Annotated in this window: 20 protein-coding genes; 15 read left to right on the top strand and 5 right to left on the bottom strand. The window is 65.6% G+C overall.

The window, feature by feature from the left end; genetic code table 11:
* Window positions 1–78: 78 nt before the first annotated feature.
* Window positions 79–2400 (top strand): amino acid adenylation domain-containing protein, encoded by a 2322-nt coding sequence (locus ABXS05_RS26530; protein ID WP_367625930.1) that lies wholly within the window; start codon window positions 79–81, stop codon window positions 2398–2400.
* A gap of 68 nt (window positions 2401–2468) precedes the next feature.
* On the opposite strand, the gene ABXS05_RS26525 is transcribed toward ABXS05_RS26530, so the two are convergent.
* On the bottom strand, window positions 2469–2981 hold the full coding sequence (locus tag ABXS05_RS26525) for a TlpA family protein disulfide reductase (RefSeq protein WP_367625929.1): 513 nt from the start codon (window positions 2979–2981) through the stop codon (window positions 2469–2471).
* A gap of 222 nt (window positions 2982–3203) precedes the next feature.
* Between ABXS05_RS26525 and ABXS05_RS26520 the strand changes: the two genes are divergently transcribed.
* Complete coding sequence (locus ABXS05_RS26520) at window positions 3204–4631, top strand: TIGR04222 domain-containing membrane protein (RefSeq protein ID WP_367625928.1); 1428 nt, start codon at window positions 3204–3206, stop codon at window positions 4629–4631.
* Between the two features lie 171 nt (window positions 4632–4802).
* Here ABXS05_RS26520 and ABXS05_RS26515 read toward each other — a convergent pair whose 3' ends face one another.
* The gene (locus tag ABXS05_RS26515) at window positions 4803–6365 is read right to left on the bottom strand and encodes a trimethylamine methyltransferase family protein (protein WP_311935904.1); all 1563 of its coding nucleotides are present in this window, start codon (window positions 6363–6365) and stop codon (window positions 4803–4805) included.
* 258 nt (window positions 6366–6623) lie between these two features.
* Here ABXS05_RS26515 and ABXS05_RS26510 point away from each other — a divergent pair, with 258 nt between their 5' ends.
* The 5 genes from ABXS05_RS26510 to ABXS05_RS26490 all read left to right on the top strand — a co-directional run bounded on the left by ABXS05_RS26510 (window position 6624) and on the right by ABXS05_RS26490 (window position 10606).
* Window positions 6624–7163: an HdeD family acid-resistance protein gene (locus ABXS05_RS26510; protein WP_367625927.1), complete on the top strand. Its 540-nt coding sequence runs from the start codon at window positions 6624–6626 to the stop codon at window positions 7161–7163.
* 16 nt (window positions 7164–7179) lie between these two features.
* A complete protein-coding gene (locus tag ABXS05_RS26505; protein ID WP_367625926.1) occupies window positions 7180–7815 on the top strand; it encodes an alpha/beta hydrolase in 636 nt (211 codons plus the stop codon).
* A 267-nt stretch (window positions 7816–8082) separates the two neighbouring features.
* Window positions 8083–8550: a carboxymuconolactone decarboxylase family protein gene (locus tag ABXS05_RS26500; RefSeq protein ID WP_367625925.1), complete on the top strand. Its 468-nt coding sequence runs from the start codon at window positions 8083–8085 to the stop codon at window positions 8548–8550.
* 221 nt (window positions 8551–8771) lie between these two features.
* Complete coding sequence (locus ABXS05_RS26495; RefSeq protein WP_367625924.1) at window positions 8772–9254, top strand: hypothetical protein; 483 nt, start codon at window positions 8772–8774, stop codon at window positions 9252–9254.
* A 119-nt stretch (window positions 9255–9373) separates the two neighbouring features.
* Complete coding sequence (locus ABXS05_RS26490; protein WP_367625923.1) at window positions 9374–10606, top strand: MFS transporter; 1233 nt, start codon at window positions 9374–9376, stop codon at window positions 10604–10606.
* 26 nt (window positions 10607–10632) lie between these two features.
* Here the strand turns inward: ABXS05_RS26490 and ABXS05_RS26485 are convergent, their stop codons facing one another.
* Window positions 10633–12207, bottom strand: coding sequence for an acetolactate synthase large subunit (locus ABXS05_RS26485; RefSeq protein ID WP_367625922.1), 1575 nt, complete (start codon window positions 12205–12207; stop codon window positions 10633–10635).
* A gap of 97 nt (window positions 12208–12304) precedes the next feature.
* Window positions 12305–12622 carry an SH3 domain-containing protein gene (locus ABXS05_RS26480; protein ID WP_367625921.1) on the bottom strand — a complete coding sequence of 106 codons (318 nt, stop codon included), beginning with the start codon at window positions 12620–12622 and terminating at the stop codon, window positions 12305–12307.
* 479 nt (window positions 12623–13101) lie between these two features.
* Between ABXS05_RS26480 and ABXS05_RS26475 the strand changes: the two genes are divergently transcribed.
* The 8 genes from ABXS05_RS26475 to ABXS05_RS26440 all read left to right on the top strand — a co-directional run bounded on the left by ABXS05_RS26475 (window position 13102) and on the right by ABXS05_RS26440 (window position 23416).
* Window positions 13102–15663, top strand: a complete 2562-nt coding sequence (locus ABXS05_RS26475) for a GcvT family protein (protein ID WP_367625920.1) — start codon at window positions 13102–13104, stop codon at window positions 15661–15663.
* Between the two features lie 236 nt (window positions 15664–15899).
* The gene (locus tag ABXS05_RS26470) at window positions 15900–16670 is read left to right on the top strand and encodes a metallophosphoesterase family protein (RefSeq protein WP_367625919.1); all 771 of its coding nucleotides are present in this window, start codon (window positions 15900–15902) and stop codon (window positions 16668–16670) included.
* Between the two features lie 142 nt (window positions 16671–16812).
* Complete coding sequence (locus tag ABXS05_RS26465) at window positions 16813–17535, top strand: metallophosphoesterase (protein ID WP_367625918.1); 723 nt, start codon at window positions 16813–16815, stop codon at window positions 17533–17535.
* Between the two features lie 122 nt (window positions 17536–17657).
* The gene (locus tag ABXS05_RS26460) at window positions 17658–18575 is read left to right on the top strand and encodes an NUDIX hydrolase (RefSeq protein WP_367625917.1); all 918 of its coding nucleotides are present in this window, start codon (window positions 17658–17660) and stop codon (window positions 18573–18575) included.
* 333 nt (window positions 18576–18908) lie between these two features.
* A complete protein-coding gene (gene nadA, locus ABXS05_RS26455) occupies window positions 18909–19892 on the top strand; it encodes a quinolinate synthase NadA (RefSeq protein WP_367625916.1) in 984 nt (327 codons plus the stop codon).
* Window positions 19889–21448: an L-aspartate oxidase gene (locus ABXS05_RS26450; protein ID WP_367625915.1), complete on the top strand. Its 1560-nt coding sequence runs from the start codon at window positions 19889–19891 to the stop codon at window positions 21446–21448. The genes nadA and ABXS05_RS26450 overlap by 4 nt, the downstream gene beginning before the upstream one ends.
* Window position 21449: 1 nt before the next feature.
* Window positions 21450–22301, top strand: a complete 852-nt coding sequence (nadC, locus tag ABXS05_RS26445) for a carboxylating nicotinate-nucleotide diphosphorylase (protein ID WP_367625914.1) — start codon at window positions 21450–21452, stop codon at window positions 22299–22301.
* A 338-nt stretch (window positions 22302–22639) separates the two neighbouring features.
* On the top strand, window positions 22640–23416 hold the full coding sequence (locus tag ABXS05_RS26440; protein ID WP_367625913.1) for a metallophosphoesterase family protein: 777 nt from the start codon (window positions 22640–22642) through the stop codon (window positions 23414–23416).
* Between the two features lie 99 nt (window positions 23417–23515).
* On the opposite strand, the gene ABXS05_RS26435 is transcribed toward ABXS05_RS26440, so the two are convergent.
* A complete protein-coding gene (locus ABXS05_RS26435; RefSeq protein WP_376717639.1) occupies window positions 23516–25360 on the bottom strand; it encodes a peptidoglycan D,D-transpeptidase FtsI family protein in 1845 nt (614 codons plus the stop codon).
* Window positions 25361–25511 lie beyond the last annotated feature (151 nt).

The raw sequence follows: 25511 nt of genomic DNA, 5'->3' as shown, positions 1-25511 counted from the left end.
GGTCTGGGCCTGGCCTTCGTGTCGCCGCCGCCGGCCGTCGCTGCGCCCTGTCCAGGTGAGCCGACGGCCTGTGCGACGATGGGCAGGACTCCACTGGGCCTGTCCTATCAGACGGCACTCGCCATCCTCCAGGATATGGACGAAAAGGATCGGCAGGCTCGTATCGAGCCCCTGCGCAAGACGCTCGAGGCCAATCCCGCGGATGACCTTGCCAGGTTCGAGCTGATCATGCTGGGCGCGGACAACCGCAAGCAGGCCGCGATCGCCGCCTCTCTGGCCGATCTCCTCGCCAAGGCCGGCAAGGTAGCCGATCCCGTGGTCGCGGCCCTGGCGCGCCTGCTCAGCATTCCCACCATAGATGCCGAGGGAGAAGAGGCCGATACCAGGATCACGACACTCGTCGAGGCGGCGCTCGCCGATATCAAAGCTGTGCGCAGCGGTGCCGCGCGCGGCGGACAGGCCGGGCCGACCAGGGATGATGCCGATCTGCTGGCCGGCCTGATCGCCAGGCGGGCGGTTTTCGATCTCGACGAGGCGATCGAGGACTATGACCGTGATGTCGGCAAGGCCCAGGCCGCTTTGCTGCAGGCGTCGATCGAGGCTTTCTCGGCCCGGCTCGAGCGGGCACCGCGCGACCCGGCCCGCTTCCCGCTTCTGGTCGAGGTGTTGCGCGACAATTACTACGACGCAGGCAGGTATGACCGCCTCGTCGAGATCTGCCGCCGCTGGGCCGGTGTCGCGCCTGCCGATCCGAAGGCGCGCAGATCCCTGGTGAGTGCGTTGGCGGCGCGGGCCGACGAACGCAATCTCGCCGACAAGGCGGCCTTGGCCCTCGCCGACGCCGAGGCCCTGGCTGTCCTGGCCAGGCCGGCGGCAGGTTCGGCCCGCCTCGATGCGATTGAGAGCGAGGCGCTCGTCGCCAGCCATCGCGTCAGGGCGGTGGCGCAGGGTAAGACCGAGCCGGTCCGTGCCGCCTCCACCCTCGCCGAAGGGCTGCAACAGTTGCATGCGGGGACGCAGGGCGATCCTGCCCAGGGCAGCGGCGACGACCTGATCCTGGCTGCCGCGATGCTGGCGGGCGAGCGCATCGACAAGCAGGACGCCGCCACGGCCGAAGCCATCGAGACGAAGCTGCTCTCCGTTCTGGCTGAACCAGAGCGCCGGGCGCAATTGCGCGACATGATTGCCGCCCGCTACCAGACGAAAGGCAAGGTGGAGGCGGCGATGCGGCGCTATCGCCAGTCCATGGCGGAACTCGCGGGGGTGCCGCTTGACGGAGAGAAGAGCTGGCGCTTCTTCGCGGCGGCGCGAAACCTGTTCGAACTCGGCCGGCGGGATGCTCGCCGCTTCGATACCGACGCCCATGCGCGCGCGCTGATCGACTATGTCGCCGAGCCTCGCTTGCGCACGCTCGAGGGGCTGGACGGCAAGGAGAGGGCACGCCTGCTCCTGCAGATCGCCGCTGCTCTGCATACCCTGGCCAAACGCCTGGAGGAGGCCGGCATCGAGGCGCCGCGCATCGGGTTGCTGGAGCGCGAGGTCGCCCTGCGCGAGCCGCTGGCGCGCGATCCCGCCGAGCGGGCCGATCGGCTGGATGGCCTCGCAAACGCCTATCGCGACCTCTCCGACGCCTTCGATGCGGCGAACCGGGAGAAGGAGGCGCTGGATCAGGCCCGCAAGCGCGTGGCGATCCGGCGCGAGCTGAAGGAGAAGAATCCCTTGGGCTTCGACGAACTCAGCGACACTGTCTGGGCCCTGCGCGATCTCGGCGACGAGCAGCGCCATGTCGGAGACGACAAGGGCGCGCAGGCCAGCTACCAGGAAGGAGCGCAGGTCGGCGCGACCTTGCTCGAGCGCTTCCCGGACAGGGGTGGCTCCTATGAAGCGATGTCGGCGATCCAGGTCGCGATGGGCCACGCGGCCCGCTCCACCATGATGAAGCTCATCCACTACAAGCGGGCGCAGGCGACCAATCTCGCCCATCTCGACAAGCTCGGCGACAAGAAGTTCGACCAGGACTTCCTGGCGGTATCGAGCATCAATATCGGCGATACCTATCTGGAAGCCGGCAAATACCAGGCGGCGCTGACCCATCTCGGCCAGGCGCTCGAGGCGAGCGACAAGAGTCTGGCTGAGGATCCGGAGAACAACAGTCTCCTGCGCCGCCGGGCCCGCATTCTCGACAAGATCGCCAGGGCCGAGCAAGGGCTGGACCGTACCGAACCGGCCATCGCCACGCGCCGCCGCCAGATCGAGCTTCTGGAAAAGCTGGCGCGCCTGCGCGGCGCCGCGGTCGAAAACCAGGCCGACGCCTATGAGGCGTTGATCGACCTGCTCTCCCGCAGCGGCGACCATGCCGACGAGATTGCCGAGATCCGGCGCAAGGTGGCGGCGCTATGAGGCGGCACGGCCGTGTCATTGCGCTTCGCTCGCAATGACGGTCAAGCAACAGAATTACGGCTGTACTGCTAGCCGCCGATGGTCCCGATCTTGGCGAGGAGCTCGGCCACTAGCGCGTTGTCGAGGCCTTCGTCCGTCTGCCAGACGACCTCGCAACGCCGGCTGATCAGGAAAGTCTGCGGGATCGAACGCAAGGACAGCATGGTGATGAGCTCTCGCTTGTTGTCGATGCCGACGAGGCCGTAGGGATTGCCCGCCTTTTCCAGATAATGCAGCACCGCTTCGTCCTGGTCCTGGACGGCGACGCCGGCTATGCGGACACCCTTGCGCTGGAGGGCAACGAGGTAGCGATGCTCTTCCCGGCACGCCTGGCACCATGAGGCCCAGAAATTCAGGACGGTGACCTGGTCCTGCAGCGCTTCGAGCGTGGGGGCGGGAATATCGGCAAGGCCCGCGAGGGGCTCGACCTGGAAGGGCCCGAGCACGGTGCCGTTCGAATCAGGCGGACCCGCCTCCTTGGCATGGACCGATGTCGTCAGGCTGGCGGCGAGACTCGCCAGGAACGCCCTGCGGCCCATCATGGCGCTTCTCCCTTGCGACACCTTGCTTACCATAGGTTGCGAGATGGCTTTCGCAACTGGGCGCAGGCGATTGCGAACAGGCTTGAAATATCGGCGCATCGGGCAGAGCCCATGCTCGTCGAGCAGATATAGCCATACTCGCGCCCTGTGATATAATGCTCGTGACGTCCCCCAGAACCGCTGCGGTGCTTCTTGTCGGATGCCGGTGAAGCCAGAACGACCTTGAAGTCCCCTCAAGCCGAGGGGCAGGCGGCTTTCACCCGGCTTTGGGCCCGGCTCGAAGCCTATGAGTTCGACAAGCCCGACGATCTTATCCCCTTCACGGCAAAGCTGGCGGCCGAATGCGGTTGGAGCCGCGACAAGGCCCGCCGGGTCGCTTTCGAATATAAGCGCTTCGTCGCCATTGCCCTCTCGAGCGGGCATGGCGCCTGTCCCTCGCGAGCGGTGGACGAAGCCTGGCATCTGCATCTGCTCGACACCAGGCGCTATTGGGGCGAGTTCTGTAGTGAGGTGTTGCAGCGCAAGTTTCACCATGAGCCGAGCCGCGGCGGCATCGCGGAGGATTTGCGCTTCGACCGCCTCTACCGGCAGACGCTCGCTAACTATCGCCAGTTCTTCGGCGAGGAACCGCCGGCCGAGATCTGGCCGGACCCGGATGCGCCGGGTCTCGCCGTTTCGGCATCGTCGGGCAGGCAAGCCTTGATGGCGCGCCTGCGAGCGCTCTTGAAGCGTGCCGTCAAGCCCCTGGCTTTCCTGGCCCTGCTGCCGGCGTTGCCGGGCTGCGCCGCCATCTACAACTCGTCGAGCCCCGGTGCCCTGCAAGGGCCGGGCTTCCTGGCGCTTTATGTGGTGCTTCTGGCTGGCGCCTTCGTGCTCAGCCGCGCTTTGCAGGACAGGGTGAACGGGCCAGCCATGCCTGGGGATGCTGGCGTTCTGCTCGGCCCGTATCATTTCGCCTATCTGGCCGGCGGTGCCAATCGAGTGCTCGAGACGGCGCTGACGCAGCTCTATCTCGACGGGACTATCGCCATGCATTCGGACGAGGCAGTGCTGCTTCGCCCGGTCCCACAGCGAGCTCCTGCCGTGGAGCGCCTGATCGGTGACAAGCTGGCCGAGGGGCCGCTGCGAATCGGGCACACCAGCATCGACATAGCTGTCGAACCGATCCGGCGGGACCTGCTTGCCGCCGGCCTGGTGCCCGGGCCGGACGAATTGGCCCGGACACAGGAGATCCCTTTCCTGCTGTTCGGCCCGCTGCTTCTGCTCGCCCTCCTTCGCTTTTTCTTTGGCATCGCCAATGAGCGCCCGATCGCCCTGCTGGCCTTCTGCCTGGTGGCGACGCCATTCCTGATTGCAATCGCGGCGATGAGGCAGCCGCCGCGCACACCGGCCGGCGGAACGCTGCTTCGGCAGGCCGAGGGGCGGCTCCAGGCGCGCGGCAAGCCGGCAGCCAATAGTCCGAGATTGACCGAATGGGTTGCCCTGCACGGCCATGCCGGGCTGGCCGGCCTCGGCCTCACGGCATTTTCGCTCTTCCTCGCCAACCAGCCGGCCTCGGCCGCTAAGGCTGGCGGAGGCGGCTCCTGCGGGGGCGGTTGCGGTGGCGGTGGAGGGGGCGGTTGCGGTGGTGGTGGAGGCTGCGGCGGCTGAAGCGTCTTGCGAGTTGCTGGCATCACTTCGAATTGCGAAGACGCGTCGAAGCCTGGAAGTAAAGAAAAAGTGCGGTTCGGAGAAACCGCACTTTGCCGTGGGGGAACGAAAGCCGGGTCGGTGCGCTCGCATCCCTCTCCCGGCCGGGAGAGGGATGGAGCAGGCACACTCTCAGTAGTTCGCGTCGGGAACGGCAGCCTTCTTGCGCTCGATGAACTCGCGCAGGGCCTCGTCCTTGCCGGGATCGATGGCGGGTGCCTCGTAATCGGCCAGCGTCTTCTTCCAGATCTTGTTGGCGCGCTGGGCGGCGTCCTGCTTGCCCTCGGCTTCCCACTGCTCCACCGAATTGTTGTCGGAAATGTTGGAGCGGTAGAAGGCGGTCTCGAAATTGGCCTGGGTGTGGGCGCAGCCGAGGAAGTGGCCGCCCGGCTCGACCTGGCGGAAGGCGTCCATGGCCTGGCCGTTCTCGGACATGTCGACGCCCTTGGCCAACACATGCATGGCGCCGAGCTGGTCGAAATCCATCACGAACTTCTCGTAGGAAGCCGAGAGGCCACCTTCGAGCCAGCCGGCCGAGTGCAGCATGAAGTTCACGCCGCCGAACATCGCCGGGATCAGCGTGTTGGCGCTCTCATAGGCGGCCTGGGCGTCAGGGATCTTGGAGGCGCAGAGCGAGCCGCCGGAGCGGAAGGGCAGCTTCATGCGGCGGGCGAGCTGGCCGGCGCCATAGATGGCGAGCGCCGCTTCCGGCGTGCCGAAGGTCGGCGCGCCCGACTGCATCGAGAGGGTGGAGACGAAGGTGCCGAAGATGGCCGGCGCGCCGGGGCGGACCAGCTGCAGGAAGGAGACGCCGGCCAGTACCTCGGCCAGCACCTGGGTCAGCGTGCCGGCCACCGTCACCGGGCTCATGGCGCCGGAGAGGATGAAGGGCGTGATGATGCAGGCCTGGTTGTTCTGGGCGTAGACGTCGGCCGCGCCGAGCATGGTGTTGTCCCACACCATCGGCGAGTTGGCGTTGATCAGGCTGGTGCACACCGTGTTCTGCTGGATGAACTCCTCGCCGAACAGGATCTTGGCCATATCGACCGTGTCCTGGGCGCGCTCGGGCGCGGTGACCGAGCCCATGAACGGCTTGTCCGAGAGGCGCATATGCGCATAGATCATCTCGAGATGGCGCTTGTTCACCGGCAGGTCGACCGGCTCGCACACCGTGCCGCCCGAATGGTGCACATAGGGATTGGCATAGGCCAGCTTCACGAAATTGCGGAAGTCCTCGATCGTGCCGTAGCGCCGGCCCTTGTCGAGGTCATGCACGAAGGGCGAGCCGTAATTGGGGGCGAACACCGTGTTGTTGCCGCCGATGACGACGTTGCGCTCGGAATTCCGGGCATGCTGGGTGTATTGCGAAGGCGCCGTCTGGATCAGCTTGCGGGCGAGGCCGCGGGGAAAGCGCACCCGCTCGCCCTTGATGTCGCAACCGGCGGCCTTGAGCAGTTCGAGCGCGCGCGGATATTCGCGGAACTCGATGCCGACCTCTTCCAGCAGCGTCTCGGCATTGTGCTCGATGATCTGCATCGCTTCTTCCGAGAGCACCTCGGTGAGCGGGATGTTGCGGCTGATATAGGGCACCGAGGTGCCGCCGCGCTGCACGCGGGCGGCCCGGCGGGCGTCGCGCCCGCGGCGCGAGGCGGACGGAGCTTCGGTATGCGTGGCGTTGTCGGCTGCGTCCGTCATGGCGTTCTCCCGAGAATTCTGGACCTGAGACTTGAATAGGGGAATGCGCCGCCCGCCTGCGGCTCAAGCGCGCCGCCGAATTGCCGGAAAGCGACGTGTGCGGCGGAGGCAGGATATTGAAGATGGCTGCGCGAGGGCCGGCGACCGCCGAGGACAGGCTGAAGCGTCATCGAAACCATATTGTTGCTGAAAGCTCGAATCCGGCAGCGGCAATGCTATGTTGCTCATCGTTCTTCAACGGCAAAGGGGGAGACGACGATGGAAGTTCTGCAGCGGTCCTGGCCCTGGTTCGTCATTCTCGGCGTGATCGCGGTGATCGGCGGTATTCTTGCGCTGATCCATCCGGGCTTCGCTTCGCTGGTGGTGGTGGTCTGGGCAGCCTGGGCCTTCATCGTGCTGGGCGTGGGGCAATTGGTGCATGCCACGGTGATCCGGGCCTGGGGCGGCTTCCTGATGACGGCGCTCATGGGCATTCTGGCGCTGTTGCTCGGGGCGTCCCTGCTGCTCAATCCCCTGGCCGGTGTGGTCTCCCTGACGGCTCTGCTGGGCGCGATGTTCCTGGTCTACGGGATTGCCAAGGTGGTCGTCGCCTTCAACATCCGCTCCTCCACCAACTGGACCTGGTTACTGCTGTCGGGCCTGATTTCGATTCTGCTGGCGGTCCTGATCTTCTCGGATTTCCAGCAATCGGCCTCCTCGCTGCTCGGTATCCTCCTTGGCGTCGAGCTGCTGTTCTACGGCTTCGCCTCGTTGATGACCGGCATGGCGCTACGCAGCAGGGTGGGCGGAAACCGCTGAGATTGCCAGGCGTGTCGTGACGGATCAGGTAACCGACAGTCTGGTCATCCTGCTGCATGGCGTGGCCGCCTTCGGCTACGATCTCGACCCATTGGCAAGCGTGCTGCGGCGCTCGCTGGCCAAAACGGCCGTGGTCGCTCCCGATGCGCCCTTTGCCTATGAGCAGGGGCCGGGCCGGCAATGGTACAGCCTGGAGGGCGTCACGCCGGAAAACCGGCTGGCCCGCATCGCGGCGGTGCGGCCGGCCTTCGATGCGCTGATCGGCTCGCTCGTTGCCGCACACGGATTGGCTGGCCGGCTGGACCGCGTCGCCCTGGTCGGCTTCTCGCAGGGCGCGACCCTGGCCTTCGATGCCGTGGCCCGCGGACGCTGGCCCGTGGGGGCCTTGGTGCTGCTTTCAGGCCGCTTCGTCACGCCTGCTCCTTTTCTACCGGCCCATACCACGCCGGTGTTGCTGGTGCATGGCAGCGCGGACGGGGCCGTGCCGCCCGAGGAAACCCGGCGGGCGGCCGGGATGCTTCAGGGAGCAGGCATGATGGTGCAGAGTCACATCCTGCGCGGCGTCGGCCACACCATCTCGCCGACAGGGATGAAGCTGACCCGTCGCTTCCTGCGGGAAAGGCTGTATGAGGCAGCAATGCAGTTCACTTGAGCGTCTTCGAGTTTGCTCGACCTTTGTCATTGCCGGGCTTGACCCGGCAATCCAGCCTCGATCTCTGCATTGCGCGGGCGGCTGCTGGATAGCCGGGTCAAGCCCGGCAATGACAATTCGGAATGCTTCCTTCTTAAATGAACCGCATTAGAACGGAGCGGTCACAAGAAGACTGTCAACACATGCAAGCGCCGATAAAACTGGCCTGGATGTCACAAACTCGAATCCCGGATCGTCATGGCCTCGGTACCAACAAGGAGACCGACCATGACCGCCAAGCTCAATCCCCTCGCCGCCGCTCCCGCCCTGATGAAGGAGTGGCAGCGCGTTTCCTCCATCATTGCCGCCAATATCGATCCAGGCCTGTGCGAACTCGTCGAGATTCGCGCCTCCCAGATCAATGGCTGCGCCAATTGCCTTAACATGCACACCGTGTTCGCCCGCGAAAACGGGGAGACGGAGCAGCGCGTCTATTTGCTGCCAGCCTGGCGCGACGCGCCCTGCTACACCGATCGCGAGCGGGCCGCTCTCGGCTGGACCGAAGCCCTGACAAGGCTTTGCGAGGGGCATGCGCATGAAGCGGCCTATGAGGCCCTGAAGGTGCATTTCAGCGAGGAGGAGCGCGTCAAGCTCACCTTGCTGATCAATGTCATCAATGGCTGGAACCGCATCGCGGTCGGCTTCGGTGGCTGGGTCGATCCGGCCGTGGTGAAATCCGCCAGGGCGGCCGCCTAGCTGCGGAGGCAACGAGATGGGCGCGGCGAGCGTTTCGGTTCGTTGCGTCCTAAACCGCAATCGACCTCCGCAGCATTTGAGAAGCCTGCCGCACCGGTCGTTCACGACATGCCTCTACAGCGTCAGACCCGATTTCGGATTCGGGTCTGACGCTGTAGGCTGTTGTTGCCGCATTGTTTTTATCTAAGATCGGCGCTCACTTTTCGCTGCGATGCCCCAGGATGTTGATGCAGGCGGCAAATCCCATGATGAAAGCGGCTATCCGGCGAGGTGCCTTCCTGCCTTCGGCAAAGCTGCGATATCCCGGCCTGGAGCGCTGGCGACCGCTCTTGGCGAAAACCACCCTGTTGGCGATCGTCGGAGCATGCTGGGTTCAATCGGTCTGCGCCGATCAGCCGCCGCAGAGGACCATGATCTGTCGCGAGGGTGACAATGCCATGGAGTTCGTCCTTGATGGCAAAGGCACCGCAAAGCTGAAAAAAACCACAGGCCTCGCCCTTCTGCTCTTTCCGGATCTGCGCGAAGAGGATTGGACGGTCAAGGTCGTGCTGGAGCAAGGTGTATATGGGCTGCAAGTCGCCAATTCCCGCGGTGCACTGCTTTCGATCCCCTCCATCGCAGCGAAGACGATTGGGCGGATGACGTGGAACCACCCCGAGAACTCGAAGGTGGACCTTCTCTGCGATATCAACGTCAGACGGTGATCGGCCCGATAGCGGTGCTGCCGGAAGCATATTCCGGGTATGGCTAGGTTCCATTCGCGGGAACTTGCCCCGAATCCGCTGTCTTTCTACAAGAAGGCCTCTCTCCCACGGTTTTGGACATGCCAGAGCTTTCTTTTTCGCGCGCAGGCGCCTTCCGTCACGGCGGTTTCGCGCGCTATTGGCTGGCGCGCTTCCTCGGTAGTTTTTCGGCCCAGATCATCGGCGTTTCCGTCGGCTGGCAGGTCTATGACCTCACGCGCGATCCCTTCGATCTCGGCATCGTCGGCCTGGTACAGTTCCTGCCAGCCTTCCTCCTGGTGCTGGTCACCGGCGCGGTGGCCGATCGCTTCAACCGCGTCAGGATCATGGCGCTCTGCCTCGCAGGCGAGGCATTGTGCGCCCTGGCCTTGATGCTGTTCGGCCTGTGGGGCAACCAGACGGCCGTGCCGATCTTCGTCACATTGGTGGTGTTCGGCACGCTCAGGGCCTTCTTCGGCCCGGCCCAGCAGTCGCTGATGCCCAATCTGGTGCCGGCGGAGGATTTGGCCAGCGCCATCGCCTGGAGCACCTCGTCCTGGCAGATCGCTACCGTGATCGGCCCGGTCGCGGGTGGCCTGCTCTACGGCCTGTCGGCCAATATCGCCTATGGCACGGCGCTAGTGCTGCTCGGCTTCGCTGCCCTGCTCACCATCACCATCGCGCCACCGCCCCAATTGAAAACGGTGAAGGAAAAGCCGAGCTTCGAAACGCTGGTGGCGGGCTTCCGCTATATCTGGCACGAGAAGATCGTGCTCGGCGCCATCTCCTTCGATCTGTTCGCCGTTCTGCTCGGTGGCGCTTCGGCGCTGCTACCGGTTTATGCCCGCGACATCCTCGATGTCGGGCCCTGGGGTCTCGGCATGCTCAGGGCGGCGCCCGGCGTCGGTGCCATCGTGGTGGCGGCCCTGCTGTTGCGCCACCCGATCAAGGACCACGCCGGCGTGGTGATGTTCGTCTGCGTAGCGCTGTTCGGGCTGTTTACCGCTGTGTTCGGCGCCTCCACCGTGGTCTGGCTTTCCATCCTCGCCATGGCGCTGATGGGGGGCTTTGACATGGTGAGCGTCTATGTGCGCGAGACCCTGATCCAGCTCTGGACCCCCGATGCGGTGCGCGGCCGGGTGAACGCTGTCAACCAGGTCTTCGTCGGTGCCTCCAACGAACTGGGCGAATTCCGCGCCGGCATCTCTGCCGGACTGATCGGTGCGGTGCCCGCCGTGATTTTCGGCGGCGTCGCCACCATCGCCGTGGCCGGCCTGTGGTGGCACTGGTTCCCAGAACTGCGCAAGGCGCGGCATCTGAGCGGACGGGTGTGATCGGGGGGAGGTCCGAAGACCAGCCCCTACAGCACTGCCTCGATCAATCTCGGCCCGCGCTGTCCCATCGCCGCCTTGAAGGCGGCGGCGAGGGCGGCATGGCTTTCCGCCCGTACCGCCTCCACGCCCATGCCCTCGGCAAGCTTCACCCAATCGAGATCGGGATTGCCGATGTCGAACATCGATTGACCCCTGGGACCGACACTGCCGAGGCCGACGCCCGCCACCTCATCCATCAGCACCTTGTAGGCCCGGTTGGCGTAGATCACCGTGGTGACGTCGAGCTTTTCGCGCGCCTGTGTCCATAGGGACTGCAGCGTGTACATGGCGCTGCCATCGGCCTGCAGCGACACCACCTTGCGGTCGGGGCAGGCGATGGCGGCGCCGGTGGCCACCGGCATGCCGTCGCCGATCGCCCCGCCCGAGAGTTGCAGGCTGTCATGCGGCGCGGCCGTCTCGTTGAGCGGGTAGAAGGGAAAGCCAGAGGAGATCGTCTCGTCGGAAATGATGGCGTTTTCGGGCAGGAAATGGCCGGCGATGCGCATGATACCCTCCGCCGTGATAGGACCATCGGCAGGCAAGGCAGGCGGGGCGTGCGCGGAGGCCTTGCCGGGCGCGGTAGCGCCGATCGCCTCGGCCAGAGCCTCCAGCGCCCCGGTGCCGTCCTCGTGCGGAAAGGCGAGGACGAGAGGTCGGCATCCGGGCGGTGTCAGTTCGCTCGGCTGCCCCGGGTAGGCGAAGAAGGCGATCGGCGCCTGTGCCCCGACCAGGATCAGGGTCTGGGTGCCCTCGAGGAATTCGAGGGCGGGGCCGGGGCGGTAGGGCAGCCTTTCCACGCGAATGCGCCCCGCGCCGCGTTCGACGCGCGGCACGAAGGTGTCGCAGATCAGCCGCGCTCCGGTCTTGGCGGCGATACGGCCGGCGGCTGCGAGTGCACGGCCGCGCAGGGCCTCGCCGCGCAGCAGGAAGGCGACGGGGCCGCCAGCCTTGAGGGCCGCCACCGATTGCGCCACGGCGCTGTCGGAGACGGGCGCGGGACCGAGGACGGGCAGCGGCGCGGCCGGCCTGTCGGCAGCGAGCCAGGCGGTGTCGGCCGGCAGGATCAGGCTGGCGATCTGGCCGGGCGCGTTGCGGGCGGCCTGCACGGCACGGGCAGCATCGGCGGCGACGCTGCGGGCGTTGGGCGAGGAATGCACCCAATGCGAGACCGGGCGGGCAAAGGCGGCGACATCCGAGGTCAGCGGCGCATCGAACCCCTGATGCGCCGAGGCATGGTCGCCGATGATGTTGACCATCGGCACCGGCACCTTGCGGGCATTGTGGAGATTGGCCAGGCCATTGGCGAGGCCTGGTCCGAGATGCAGCAATGTCGCGGCCGGCTTGCCGGTCATGCGGGCATAGCCATCCGCCGCGCCGGTGACCACGCCCTCGAACAGGCCGAGCACCGGCCGCATGCCCTCGATACGGTCGAGCGCGCCGACGAAGTGCATTTCCGACGTGCCGGGATTGGCAAAGCAGACCTCGACGCCGCTATCGACCAGCGTGCGCACCAGGCTTTCGGCGCCGTTCATGCTGTTGGTGGCGGGGAGGGGCTGATGCATCGCTGATAACCGCAGGCTGAGGTGGGCTGGAACCGTTCACCCTTAGGCGCAAACGGTGCGAGACCTCAAGTACGATGGTGTCGTACTGCCTTGGGGCTCACCCGCAATCCTCGGCGATCAGCGGCGAGAAGGCCCAGCCATGGACGCCCTTGCTGAAGCCATCCTGTTCCAGGCGCGAATCGCCGCGCCACCAGGTGACCTCGACCCATTTGCCTTGCCGGCCCTGGCCATATTGCACTTCGTCCTCAGGCTTCATGCGGGCGATCAGGCGATGCTGCGGGCCGGGGCCGGCCCGCAAGGCGACGAAGCCATCCGGCGTCTTGCGCAGATGGCACAGTTCCATGGCGGAGCCTGCGGCCGGCCAGAGACAAGCGAGGCAGACGGCGAGCAGCGGGGGACGAAGGGAGCGATTCATGGCGGGGTCCGGTGCGTGACTATGGCGTAAGAGCCACAGGCAGCGGGATACCGCCGTGACGGCGCGCACAAGGCGGGATCTTTCCTTCTCCCCTTGCGGGAGAAGGTGCCGGCAGGCGGATGAGGGGTTTCGCAACCTATCTAGGTCGTGCTTGCGAGTGAGCATCAGAAAAGTCAGGTCGTAAGACCCCTCATCTGGCGCTTCGCGCCACCTTCTCCCGCAAGGGGAGAAGGGAATAGCTCGGCTGGCGATCAGCCTCGGCGACAGGATTTCTCATGACGTCGTTTTCTGGCCATGTCCCGGCCCATATGCGACATCGTTCTGACGCGTCTTCTATAGAGCTAGTCGGCAACGGGATGGCATCGGTGCCGCGTCCTGCGGTGATGGTCGCACGGGTTTGCGAGATGGTCGCACCCAGGCAGCAACCGCGGCGGCGAAGGCGCTAAGGTCCCCCGCAACGCATCCGGAGTCGCAGGCAAATGGCAGTGTTTCCAAAAAAGGCGAGGGTCGTCATCGTCGGGTTGGGCGGGATCGTCGGCGCTTCGATCGCCCATCATTTGATCGAGCGGGGCTGGGACGACATCGTCGGCATCGACAAGTCGGGCATCCCGACCGATATCGGCTCCACCGCCCACGCCTCCGACTTCTGCTATGCCACCAGCCATGACTTCCTGTCTTGCTGGACCACGCTCTATTCCATCGATTTCTACGAGAAGATGGGTCACTACGCCCGCGTCGGCGGCCTTGAAGTGGCGCGTGTGGGCGACGATGCCCGCATGGACGAGATCAAGCGCAAGGTCGCCTCCGGCAAGGCCTTCGGCACCCGTGCCCGCCTGATCGAGCCGGCCGAGATCAAGGAAAAGTTCCCGCTGATCGAGGAGCATCTGGTGCAGGGCGGTCTGTGGGATCCGGATGCCGGCCTGGTCATCCCGCGCTCGCAGACGGTTGCAGGCAAGCTCGTCGACCAGGCCGAGGCCGCCGGCAAGCTCCAGGTCTTCGCCAACACGCCGGCCACCTCGCTCGTCATCGAGAACGGCCGCATCAAGGGCGTGGTCACCAGCCGCGGCACCATCGAGGCCGATCATGTCGTGGTCTGCGCCGGCCTGTGGGGCCGCCTGATCGCCGAGATGGCCGGTGAGGACCTGCCGGTGATGCCGGTCGACCATCCGCTCACCTTCTTCGGGCCCTATAACGAGTTCGCCGGCACCGGCAAGGAGATCGGCTGGCCGCTGATGCGCGACCAGGGCAACTCCGCCTATATGCGCGACACCGGCGATCCGACCACTGCCGAGGGCGGCCAGATCGAGTGGGGCTATTACGAGGAAACCAATCCGCGCTTGTGCCATCCGCGCGAGCTTCTCGAAAAGCACGAGGCGCGCCTGTCGCCTTCGCAGCGCGACCTCGACATGGAGCAGATCATAGGGCCGCTCGAACGCGCCATGGAGCTGACGCCGATCCTCGGCGAACTCGGCTACAATGAGGGTCATTCCTTCAACGGCCTCTTGCAGGTCACCACCGATGGCGGCCCCTCGATGGGCGAAAGCCAGAAGGTGCGGGGCCTGTGGTATGCCGTCGCCATCTGGGTCAAGGACGGCCCCGGCATGGGCAAGCTGATTGCCGACTGGATGACCGACGGTCGCACGCCGATCGACCACAACAAGATCGACTATGCCCGCTTCTCCCCGCATATGCTGGAGGAAGGCTTCATCGAGGGGCGTTGCGGCGAGGCGGCCCGCAAGATCTACAATCCGGCCGTGCATCCGCGCGAGCCCTATGACACCGGCCGCAACATCCGGCGCTCGCCCTTCTACGAGCGTGAGAAGGAGCTCGGCGGCTATTTCATGGAGCTCGGCGGCTGGGAACGCGCCCATGGCTACGCCGCCAACGAGCATCTGCTCGAAAAATACGGCAACCGCGTGCCGGTGCGCGAGAACGAGTGGGACAATCGCCATTTCTGGCGTGTCTCCAATGCCGAACAGCTCGCCATGAGCGAGGATTGCGGCATCATCAACCTCTCGCACTTCGCCATGATCGACGTCGAGGGCCCCGACCATGTCGCGTTGATGGAATGGGTCTGCGCCGCCAAGATCGGCGGTGACGCCAATGTCGGCAAGGGCATCTACACCCATTTCCTCGACGAGGACGGCATGGTGCGCGCCGACCTCACCGTGTTCCGCATGGCCGACCGTTGCCGCGTGGTCGACGGCGCCGATGCCGGCCCGCGCGATCTCAACTATCTGCGCCGCGTCGCCCAGGACAAGGGCTTCGACGTCACCGTCACCGATACATCCGAGAAATACGTCACCATCGGCATCTGGGGCCCGAATGCCCGCGTCAACCTCAAGAAGGTGGTGGAGAATCCGGCCGGGCTCGATCCCGAGAACTTCCCCTTCGCCGCCATCAAGCCGCTCCGCATCGGCGGCAAAGACGTTTCCGCCTTCCGCATTTCCTATGTCGGCGAGCAGGGCTGGGAACTGCATATGCGCTATGAGGACGGCCTCGCCGTCTGGGACGCGCTGCGCTCCACCGGCGTGATGGCGGTCGGCGTCGAGACCTACGCCAATTCCCGCCGCATGGAAAAGAGCCTGCGCCTGCAGAATGCCGAGCTCAACACCGAGTACAATCTGATCGAAACCGACCTCCAGCGCCCGAAGGTCAAGGAGGCCGATTTCTGCGGCAAGGCCAAGCATCTGGAGCACCGCGCCCGCGCCCACCAGCCGGCCATGCTCTGCACGCTGGTGATCACCGACAATGTCGATGCCAAGGGTGTCGCACGCTATCCCGTCGGCATCCTGCCGGTGATGGATCCGGAGACGGGCGAGACGCTGGTCGACGAACTCGGTCGCCGATCCTACACCTATTCGATCGCCTATGGTCCGACCATCGGCAAGAACATCGCGCTCGCCTATCTGCCGCATGCTTATGCTGAGGAGGGCCGCAAGTTCCAGGTCGAGTATTTTGGCGAGACCTATCCGGTCGAGGTGGCCGGCGTCGGCTACAAGCCGCTCTACGACCCCGAGAACACCAAGCCGCGGAGCTGAGGGTACGGCTTAGTCTGGGCAGATTGAAACGCGACCAGCCCTTCCCAGCTCCGCTGGAGAGGGCTGGTCGCGCTTTCTCCTGCCCAGTTATGATATCGCCACGTTCCCGCCTCCATGGAACTGTGCCGAGTTCTCCACGTCACAATTGCTCCCTCTTGTTGACGTTTGGGGCCGGCACGCGGAAGTAAGGGATCTCAATCCCCAACCCTCTCCCGGTGTGGGAGAGGGAGCCTGCAATGCCCAAGAAACCGATAGCCAAACCCGTCGCCAAGAAGAAGATCGAGCGCTTTCCCGAGCCGCCCAGCATGCCGCCCGAGACCTCCGTCATCGCCATCGGCGATATCCACGGGCGGCTCGATTTGCTGGAGCCGCTGCTCGTGCGCATCGAGAGGCGTGCCTCGCTGCTTCCGGGCCTCAGGCATATCGTGGTCAGCGTCGGCGATCTCATCGACCGGGGCCCCGATTCCGCCGGAGTGATCGAGCGGCTGATGAATGGCGTGCGGGGCTGCGAACTCATTGTGCTGCTCGGCAATCACGAGGACGCCCTGCTCGGCTTTCTGGACGATAAGCCGATCGGCGACGCCTGGCGCAGCTTCTTCGGCGCCGACGCCTTCCTGCAGAGCTACGGCATTGCCAGCCGGCAGAACTACAAGGTCGAGAAGACGCCAGACCGCCTGCGTCAGGACATGTTGGCCGCCATACCGCAGGCCCATCTCGATTTCCTGCGTGCCCTGCCCACCTCCTACTCGATTGGCGACTATTTCTTCGCCCATGCCGGCGTGCGCCCCGGCGTGCCGCTGGCCGAGCAGGATGACCGCGACCTCGTCTGGATCCGCGAGGAATTCCTGCATTCCAAGCAGCGTTTCGAGAAGAAGATCGTCCACGGCCACACCCCTGTGCGCAAGCCGGACTTCAACCGCAACCGCATCAATCTGGACACCAAGGCCTATGCCTCGGGCATCCTGACGGCCGTGCGGTTCGAGGGCATCGAGGCCGTGGTGTTCTGACCTCCTTGGAGCGCGGACTTCCAGTCCGCTTCTTCTTATTTGCTAGCGCTGTGTTTCCAAGAGCGGACAAGATGTCCGCGCTCCCGGCCTCTTGCAGCCCGGCCCGCGCCCCCCTTATTGTGTCGCATGGAGGGAGCGCATCATGGGGCCATTCCATCTGCCCGCTATCCCCGACGATGTCAGCGTCATCGCCTTCGGCGACGTGCATGGCTGTTACGACAAGCTGGAGATTCTGCTCGAGCAGATCGAGGAACGCCTGGCCTCCATGCCCGAGCGGCGGCACATCGTCGTCTCCGTCGGCGATCTCGTCGATCGCGGCCCGGATTCGGCCCGTGTGATCGAACGGCTGGCGGCCGGCTTGCCGGGCTGCGAACTCGTGGTGCTCAAGGGCAACCACGAGGCCATGATGCTGGAATTCATCCGCGGCGGCGAGGACGCCGAGGCCTGGCTGCACAATGGCGGCCTGCGCACACTGGCGAGCTATGGCATCGATCTGGAGCGGACCCTGGCCGAGGGCCCGACGCTTCATGGCCTGCGCCGCGCCTTTCTCGACGCGATACCGGAACATCATCTCGCCTTCCTGGCAAAGATGCCGCTCAGCTATGCCTGCGGCGATTATTTCTTCGTGCATGCCGGCGTTCGCCCGGGCCGTCCGCCCGACCGGCAGGACGAGGAGGACCTCTTGTGGATCCGCAACGAGTTTCTCGACTGGGACGGTGATTTCGGCAAGCGCATCGTGCACGGCCATACGCCGGTCGATATCGCCACCTTTCGGCACAACCGCATCAATCTCGACACCGGCGCTTGTTTTGGCGGCCCGCTGACCGCGGTGCTGCTGGAAGGGACGGAGGCGACGATTTTCTGAGGCGCCTCCGTCGCTTCGCCTGTTGAAACCTCTGGTCAAAAGCTGCCGATTGCTTGCCCCAGCCGGGCGCAACTGCGAGTCTCCGCACCAGATAGCAGCTTTGCCACCAGGAGAAACCGATCGTGCCGCCAGAGACCGGCAACCTCGTCACCGCCGACCTGATCGCCGTGCTCGTGGCGGTCACCGCGGGGCGGCCGCGGGTGATGACGGTGCGCGAGGGCAGGGGGCTGCCTTCGGGGCCTTTCGAAGCCGGACATCGCTCGCTGCAAACGGGGCTGCGCGCCTGGGTCGAGGGGCAGACCGGCCATCCGCTCGGCTATGTCGAGCAGCTCTATACCTTCGCCGACAAGGACCGCGACGCGGAGGGCCTGCAGCGGGCGATCTCGATCTCCTATCTCGGCCTGACGCGGGAAAATGCCGCCGGAAGCGAAGAGACCGGTTGGCGCGACTGGTACGAGTTTTTCCCCTGGGAGGACCATCGTTCCGGCCTGCCGGCCTTCTTCCAGGCCGGGATCGTCGCTCCTCTCAGCGCCTGGGCCGGGGGGGGCGAGACTGCGGGCCTGCGTGAGATCCGGTCACAGCGGGTCGCCATCACCTTCGGGCTGGCGGGCTTTGCCTGGAACGAGGAACTCGTGCTGCAGCGCTACGAGTTGCTCTACGAGGCCGGGCTGGTGCCGGAAGCGACGGCGGGGGATGCCCAGGCGGTGCCGGGGCGCCCGATGCTCGCCGATCATCGCCGCATCCTCGCCACCGGCATTGCGCGACTGAGAGCCAAGATCAAATATCGTCCCGTGGTGTTCGAGTTGCTGCCGGCCACCTTCACCCTGCTGCAACTCCAGCGCAGTGTCGAGGCCCTGGCCGGGCGGCTGGTGCACAAGCAGAATTTTCGCCGCCTGATCGAGCAGCAGGAACTGGTGGAGGAAACCGGCGAAATCGCCGCCGAGACTCTCGGCCGTCCGGCCAAGCTGTTCCGCTTCCGCCAGGCCGTGCTCGCCGAACGTGTTGCCGCCGGCACCAAACTCCCACTGGCGCGGGGGTAGGGGCTCGCCTCCCCGAGTTTGGCACGGTTCCCTTCTCCCCCTGCGGGTGTCGTCAACTCCCTTGAGTTGACTAGAGGTGCCCCGCAGGGGCGGATGAGGGGTCTCGCACTCCGTCCAGAAACGACGCTTCGAGCGAGCGCCAAGGCTGGCAAGGTCGAGAGACCCCTCATCCGGCGTTTCACGCCACCTTCTCCCGCAAGGGGAGAAGGGAGTCGCGGTGTGCACTCTCGATTTTGCTCCGACCTCTTATGCTCCAAGTGAACATAATTCGCTTGACATTGCATATGCTCAGATTAAGCATATGACCGATATATGCTCAATGGGAGTATAAATATGGGCCCCGATACTGCCGTCCTCACCCGCACCGCGCCGCTCTATGAGCGGGTCAGGCGTGTCATTCCGGCGATGGAATGGCCTGTCTTCGCCGACGACGTCGACGCCATCCTGGCGCTGAAGCGCGAGCGCAACGCCGTCATCCTGGCGCACAACTACCAGACGCCGGAGATCTTCCACTGCGTCGCCGACGTGGTGGGCGACAGCCTGGCGCTCGCCAGCAAGGCTGTCGCTACCGACGCCGACATCATCGTGCTGGCGGGCGTGCATTTCATGGCCGAGACCGCCAAGCTGCTCAATCCCGACAAGACGGTGCTGATCCCCGATCTCGGCGCCGGCTGCTCGCTGGCCGATTCGATCACGCCGGAAGATGTGCGCCTGATGCGGGCGAGCTATCCGGGCGTGCCCATCGTCACCTATGTCAACACCTCGGCAGCCGTGAAGGCCGAATCCGACGTCTGCTGCACCTCGGGCAATGCCAGGCGCATCGTCGAAAAGCTCGGCGTGCCCCGGGTGATCATGCTTCCCGACGAATATCTTGCCCGCAACATCGCCGCCGAGACCGATGTCGAGATCATCGCCTGGAAGGGCCATTGCGAGGTGCATGAGCGCTTTTCGCCGGCCGAAGTGCGCCAGCTCCGGGAAGACCATCCGGGCGTTGTCGTGCTCGCCCATCCCGAATGCCCGCCGGAAGTGGTGGCAGAAGCCGATTTCTCCGGCTCGACCGCGCTGATGTCCGACTATGTCGCCGAGCACAGGCCCGCCCGCGTGGTGCTGCTGACCGAATGCTCGATGAGCGACAATGTGGCCGTGCAGCACCCCACCGTCGATTTCGTGCGCCCCTGCAATCTCTGCCCGCATATGAAGCGCATCACGCTCGCCAATATTCGCAAGGCGCTGGAGACCGGCCAGCACGAAGTCACCATCGATCCCGCCGTGGCGGCTCCCGCACGCCGGGCTGTCGAAAGGATGCTCGAGCTATGACCGATCATCCCCAGCTCTATCGCGACCGGCCGGTGGTGGTCGGGGCCGGCCTCGCCGGACTGATGACGGCGCTTTCGCTTGCGCCCGAGCCGGTGGTGCTGCTCTCCCATGCACCGCTCGGTGCGGAGACTTCGACCGGCTGGGCGCAGGGCGGACTTGCCGCGAGCCTGGCCGATGACGACACGCCCAGCCTCCACCTCGACGACACGCTGGCCGCCGGCGCCGGCCTGGTGGATGCGGCCGCTGCCCGCGCCATCCTGGAGGCGGCCCCCGAGGCGGTGCGCCGGCTCGCCGCACTCGGTGTCGTTTTCGACAGGAACGGCGAAGGCTTCCAGCTTGGCCTCGAAGCCGCCCATGGCCGCCGCCGCATCGTGCATGCCCATGGCGACGCCACCGGGCGGGAGATCGTACGGGCCCTGGCTGCCGCCGTGCGCGCCACGCCCTCGATCGCCGTGCTGGAGGGCGTCGAGGCACGGCGCCTGATCGTCGAGGACGGCGCCGTTGCCGGCATCGTCTGCGTCGGCCCGAACGGCGAGGCGATGACGATTCCGACCGCCCGCGTGGTGCTGGCCACCGGGGGCATCGGTGGCCTCTTCTGCGACAGTACAAATCCTCGGGGCAGCCAGGGGCAGGGGCTCGCTTTGGCCGCTCGCGCCGGCGCCTTGCTCGCCAACCTCGAATTCGTGCAATTCCATCCGACGGCGCTCGATACCGCGGCGCGGCCGATGGCGCTGGTCAGCGAGGCCGTACGGGGCGAGGGCGCCGTGCTGATCGACGAGACCGGCGAACGCTTCCTTCGCCACCTGCCGGGCGCCGAGCTCGCCCCGCGCGACGAAGTCGCCCGCGGCATCTGGCAGCATCTGGTTGCGGGCCACCGCGTCTATCTCGATGCCCGCCATCAACCCGGCGCGGGGTTCGCGCGCCGTTTCCCCGGTATCGATCGGCTCTGCCGGGACGCGGGCTTCGATCCTGCCTTGCAGCCGCTGCCAGTGCGCCCGGCCCAGCACTACCACATGGGCGGCATTGCGGTGGACGGACAAGGCAGGAGTTCCGTAGCAGGGCTGTGGGCCTGCGGCGAGGTGGCCTGTACCGGGCTGCATGGCGCCAATCGCCTGGCCAGCAATTCCCTGGCCGAGGCCGCGGTCTGTGCCGCCTGGGTCGCCGACAGCGTGGGGAATGCGCCGGCAACGAGCCGCCTTCTCGCAGGAGCGCCCGTCGCCGCGAAGGTCGCCGACCTGCGCACCGGGGACGCCGAGCAAACGCGTCCGATCTTGTCGCGCGCGCTCGGCTTGGTCCGGGATCGTGCCGCGCTGGAGGTGGCGGTCGCGCAGCTCCTGCCGCTGGCCACCAGCGCGCGGCCTGCTGCGGGACCGGCTTTGGTCGGCCTGATGCTGGCCGTCTCCGCCCTCAACCGGCAGGAAAGCCGGGGCGCGCATTGGCGGGCGGATTTCCCGTCCAGCCGTTCCGAGGCGGTGCCCTCGCTGCTCTCGCTCGACCAGACCCTTGCCATCGCCCGCGAGGTCGCCCTCTCCCTTTGTTTCGCGGAAAGTGCCTGACATGTCCCTTTCTCCTCTCTCTCCCCTGTTGTTCGAGCCCATCGTCCGCGCGGCCCTGGTCGAGGATCTCGGCCGGGCCGGCGATCTCACCACCGATGCCATCGTGCCCGCCGATCTCAAGGCGACCACCGTGCTGGCGGCGCGCCAGGACGGCGTGGTCGCCGGCCTCGACATCGCCGCAGCCACTTTCCGCCTGCTCGACCCCTCCGCCGTGATCGCGGTGGAGCGTGGCGACGGAGCCAGAGTGTCGTCGGGGTCAACCATCGCCACCGTCACCGGCTCGGCCCGGGCCCTGCTGACGGGCGAGCGCACGGCTCTCAACATCCTCTGCCGCCTCAGCGGCATTGCCAGCGCGACGGCCTCGGTGGTGGAGGCGGTGAAGGGGCACAGGGCCACCATCGTGTGCACCCGCAAGACCACGCCCGGTCTGCGCGCCCTGGAGAAATATGCGGTGCGGGCCGGCGGTGGCGGCAATCACCGCTTCGGGCTCGACGATGCCATCCTGATCAAGGACAACCATGTCGCCATCGCCGGCGGCATCCGCCCGGCGCTCGAGCGGGCCAAGGCCGCGGCAGGGCACATGGTCAAGATCGAGCTGGAGGTCGATACGCTGGCCCAGCTCGAGGAGGCGCTGGCCGTCGGCGTGGATGCCGTGCTGCTCGACAATATGAGCCCGGACCAGCTGCGCGAGGCGGTGGCCATGGTCGGCGGGCGGGCGCTTACCGAGGCCTCTGGTCGGGTCACGGCGGCAACGGCGCCGGCGATCGCGGCCACGGGTGTCGACCTGATCTCGATCGGCTGGCTCACCCACAGCGCGCCGATCCTCGACATCGGCCTGGACTATCGGGCCTGAGCCGCCCAATGCGGCTTTCTTAGGCAGGCAATATCCCGAATTGTCATAGCCGGGCTTGACCCGGCTATCCAGGATCGGCGCGAAGGGGCTGGATTTCCGGGTCGAGCCCGGCAATGACAAGGGGCGTGCAAACTCGAAGTCGGCTAAGCAGAATATCTCGATACTGCCCACGAATGGGCAATATCGAGATATTCTGCAAGTGTTTGAAATCTTGCAAGTTCCCCTTGATCGAGCCTTTGGCTCGATCAAGGGGAACTTGCATTGGTGAACTGCATTCGGGCCTGAGCGGCATTGCCGCATCCCCTTGCTGGCGCAAGCGTGGCTGTTATGCTGATGACATGCAGAATCGTACGGTACCCTTTCCAATCCCGCCGCGCGCGCCGGCGGGGACGACCATCATTGCCTTCGGCGACGTCCACGGCCATCTCTCCTTGATGGAGGAGATCCTGGCCGAGGCGCAAGCCCGGGCCCGGGCCAAGCCGGACCGGCGCCACATCGTCATCAGCCTCGGCGATCTCGTCGATCGCGGCCCGGACTCCCGCGGTGTCGTGGCCCGGCTGATGGGGGACCTGCCGGGTTGCGAGCTCCATGTGCTCAGGGGCAATCACGAAACCTTGCTGATGTCCTTCCTGGCCGGGGACCCCGACGCCGATGTCTGGCTCAAATGGGGCGGCATGGCGACTGTCGGCAGCTATGGCGTCGACATCGAGGGAGCCGACCCGCATTCGAAGCGGGATGTCGAGCGTATCAGGGCCGAGTTCCGCGCCAGGATGCTGCCCGACCATTTCGACTTCATGCGTACGCGACCTTTGAGTCTCACCTTCGGTGACTATTTTTTCGTGCATGCCGGCGTGCGGCCGGACGTGCCGCTGGCCAGGCAGAAGGAATATGATCTGATCTGGATCCGCGACGAATTCCTGCCCTCCGGCCAGCTCTTCGAGAAGAAGATCGTGCACGGCCACACCTCGGTGGAGGAGCCGGATTTCCGCACCAACCGCATCAATCTCGACACCGGCGCCTGCTATGGCGGCAAGCTGACGGCGGCAATCTTCGAGGATGACGTAGCCGAGGTGTTCGCCTCCATCCCCGCGCCGCCCGGTACGCATTTTCCCTGAGCGGGTCGGGGAGCTGACGGGCAGCGCGACTTCGACGATCAGACCTGACGCGACAGCGTCAAACACCCTGAAAGGTGCGCCATGCAGAGCCTTCCGCCCTCAATGCGTGACCAGCCACTCCATCGGGTGGTCTTCGTTGCGGGGGGCGTAGAGTGGCGGCACCGGGTTAGGGATCTCTTCGAAGCGCGGCTTGACGCCGAGCAGCGGCCCGACACGTTCCAGGATCTTGCCGGTGGTGACGCCGGCATTCCAGGCGGCCGATGAATAGCCATAGGTCTCGGGCAGGCCCTTGGGCTCGTCATAGAGCACGAGCACCAGATATTTCGGCTTGTCGAAGGGAAACACCGCCATGAAGGTGGTGAAGTTGAGCTTCTTCGAATAGCGCCCGTTGATGACCTTTTCGGCCGTACCGGTCTTGGCGCCGACGCCGAGGCCGGGAACATTGGCCTTTTTGCCGGAGCCGTCGGTGGCGTTGAGGCGCATGATGTAGCGCATCACGTCCGAGGTGTGTTTCTTCAGGACCAGCTTGGATCCCGCCAGGGCATCGCTTTCGCTGCGCGCCAGGAATGTCGGCCTCATCAGATGGCCGCCATTCATCATCGCTCCCACCGCCATCATCGCCTGCAGCGGCGCCACGGCCATGCCGTGGCCGAAGGCGATGGTGATGGTGTTGATCTCGCTCCAGCGCCTGGGCAGGATCGGCATGGCATTCTCGGGCAATTCCGTGATCAGCCGCGTGGTCTGGCCCATCATCTTGAGAAAGGCCTTGTGGGCATCGACGCCGAGGGCGAGGGCCATTTTGGCCGAGCCGATATTGGACGAATAGGTGAACACCTCCGGCAGGCTCAGCATGCGCCGGCGGGCATGGTCGTCGTGGATGGTGAAACGGCCATATTTGAGCGTGGTACGGGCATCGAGCATGGAGGCGGTGGTGAACTTGCCCGATTCGATGGCCATGGCGGAGGTCAGGGCCTTGAAGGTCGAACCCATCTCGAACACGCCGACATTGATGCGGTTGATCCGGTTGGGATCGAGCGCTTCGGCGGGGTTGTTGGGATCGAAATCGGGCAGGGACACCAGCGAGATCATCTCGCCGGTATTGACGTCCATGATGGCGCCGGCCGCCGCCTTGGCCTGGTAGTGCTCCATCCCGGCGACGAGTTCATCGCGCATCACCGCCTGGGCCCTCAGATCGATCGACAGGCGGACCGGCTTGAGGTCATGCGGGTCCGAGGCGTAGCCGAGCGCCTGCAATTCGGAGAGGCCGCGCTTTCTGTCGATATAGCGCTCGATGCCGGCGATGCCCTGATTGTCGATGTTCACGGCCCCGAGCACATGGCTCACCGTCGGCCCGTTGGGGTAGATGCGCTTGGCCTCGTTGAGGAAGCCGATGCCCGGCAGGCCGAGCGCGTAGATGCGGTTGCGTTGCTCGGGCGTGATCTCTCGCTTGAGCCAGATGAAGCCCTTGCCCGAGGAGAGTTTCGCTCTCAGGTCGCGCGCGTCGAATTCGGGCATCTGGGCGGTGAGCAGTTCGGTCGCCTCGTCGACATCGATGATCTTCCTGGGCTCGGCATAGAGCGAGGGCACCTGCACGTCGGTCGCCAGGATCTTTCCGTTGCGGTCGAGAATGTCAGGGCGGGATGCCGCCAACTGGTCGGCCGCCGAGCGGCGCGCGTCATATTGCTCGTCCGGCGCGATGCCGAACTGCACCAGCCGGGCCAGGATCGCCACATAGATGCAGACGAACCCTACCACGATGAGCGTAATGCGCCCGGCGCTCTTCTGCAGCTTGGTGGGGGCTATCGGTCGCCGCCTGCGCCTTTCGGCCGGCATGGTGGGCTCGCTCGCCCGGGTGTCACGAGGCGGACTATCGATCGCAAGGGACGGATGGCCCGCTATTGCCTCTTGGTCCTGATCTGCCTCGTCGACGGTGGGCGTCTGCATCGCCGCTTTCCCCCAATGCCTTGCAGGCAGCCGCGATCCGTCCGGGCCAGGACCCGACGGTTCGTGCTGCATCTCGATCTGACGTTGACGACACGGGGCGCCCGTGGGTTTCGCCCGCTATCCAAAATGGAGTTGGTGTCTAAAAATGGTT

The organism is Labrys neptuniae, from assembly GCF_040797145.1.
Taxonomy (GTDB): Bacteria; Pseudomonadota; Alphaproteobacteria; order Rhizobiales; family Labraceae; genus Labrys; species Labrys neptuniae.
This window is presented reverse-complemented; position numbering and strand designations above follow the sequence as displayed.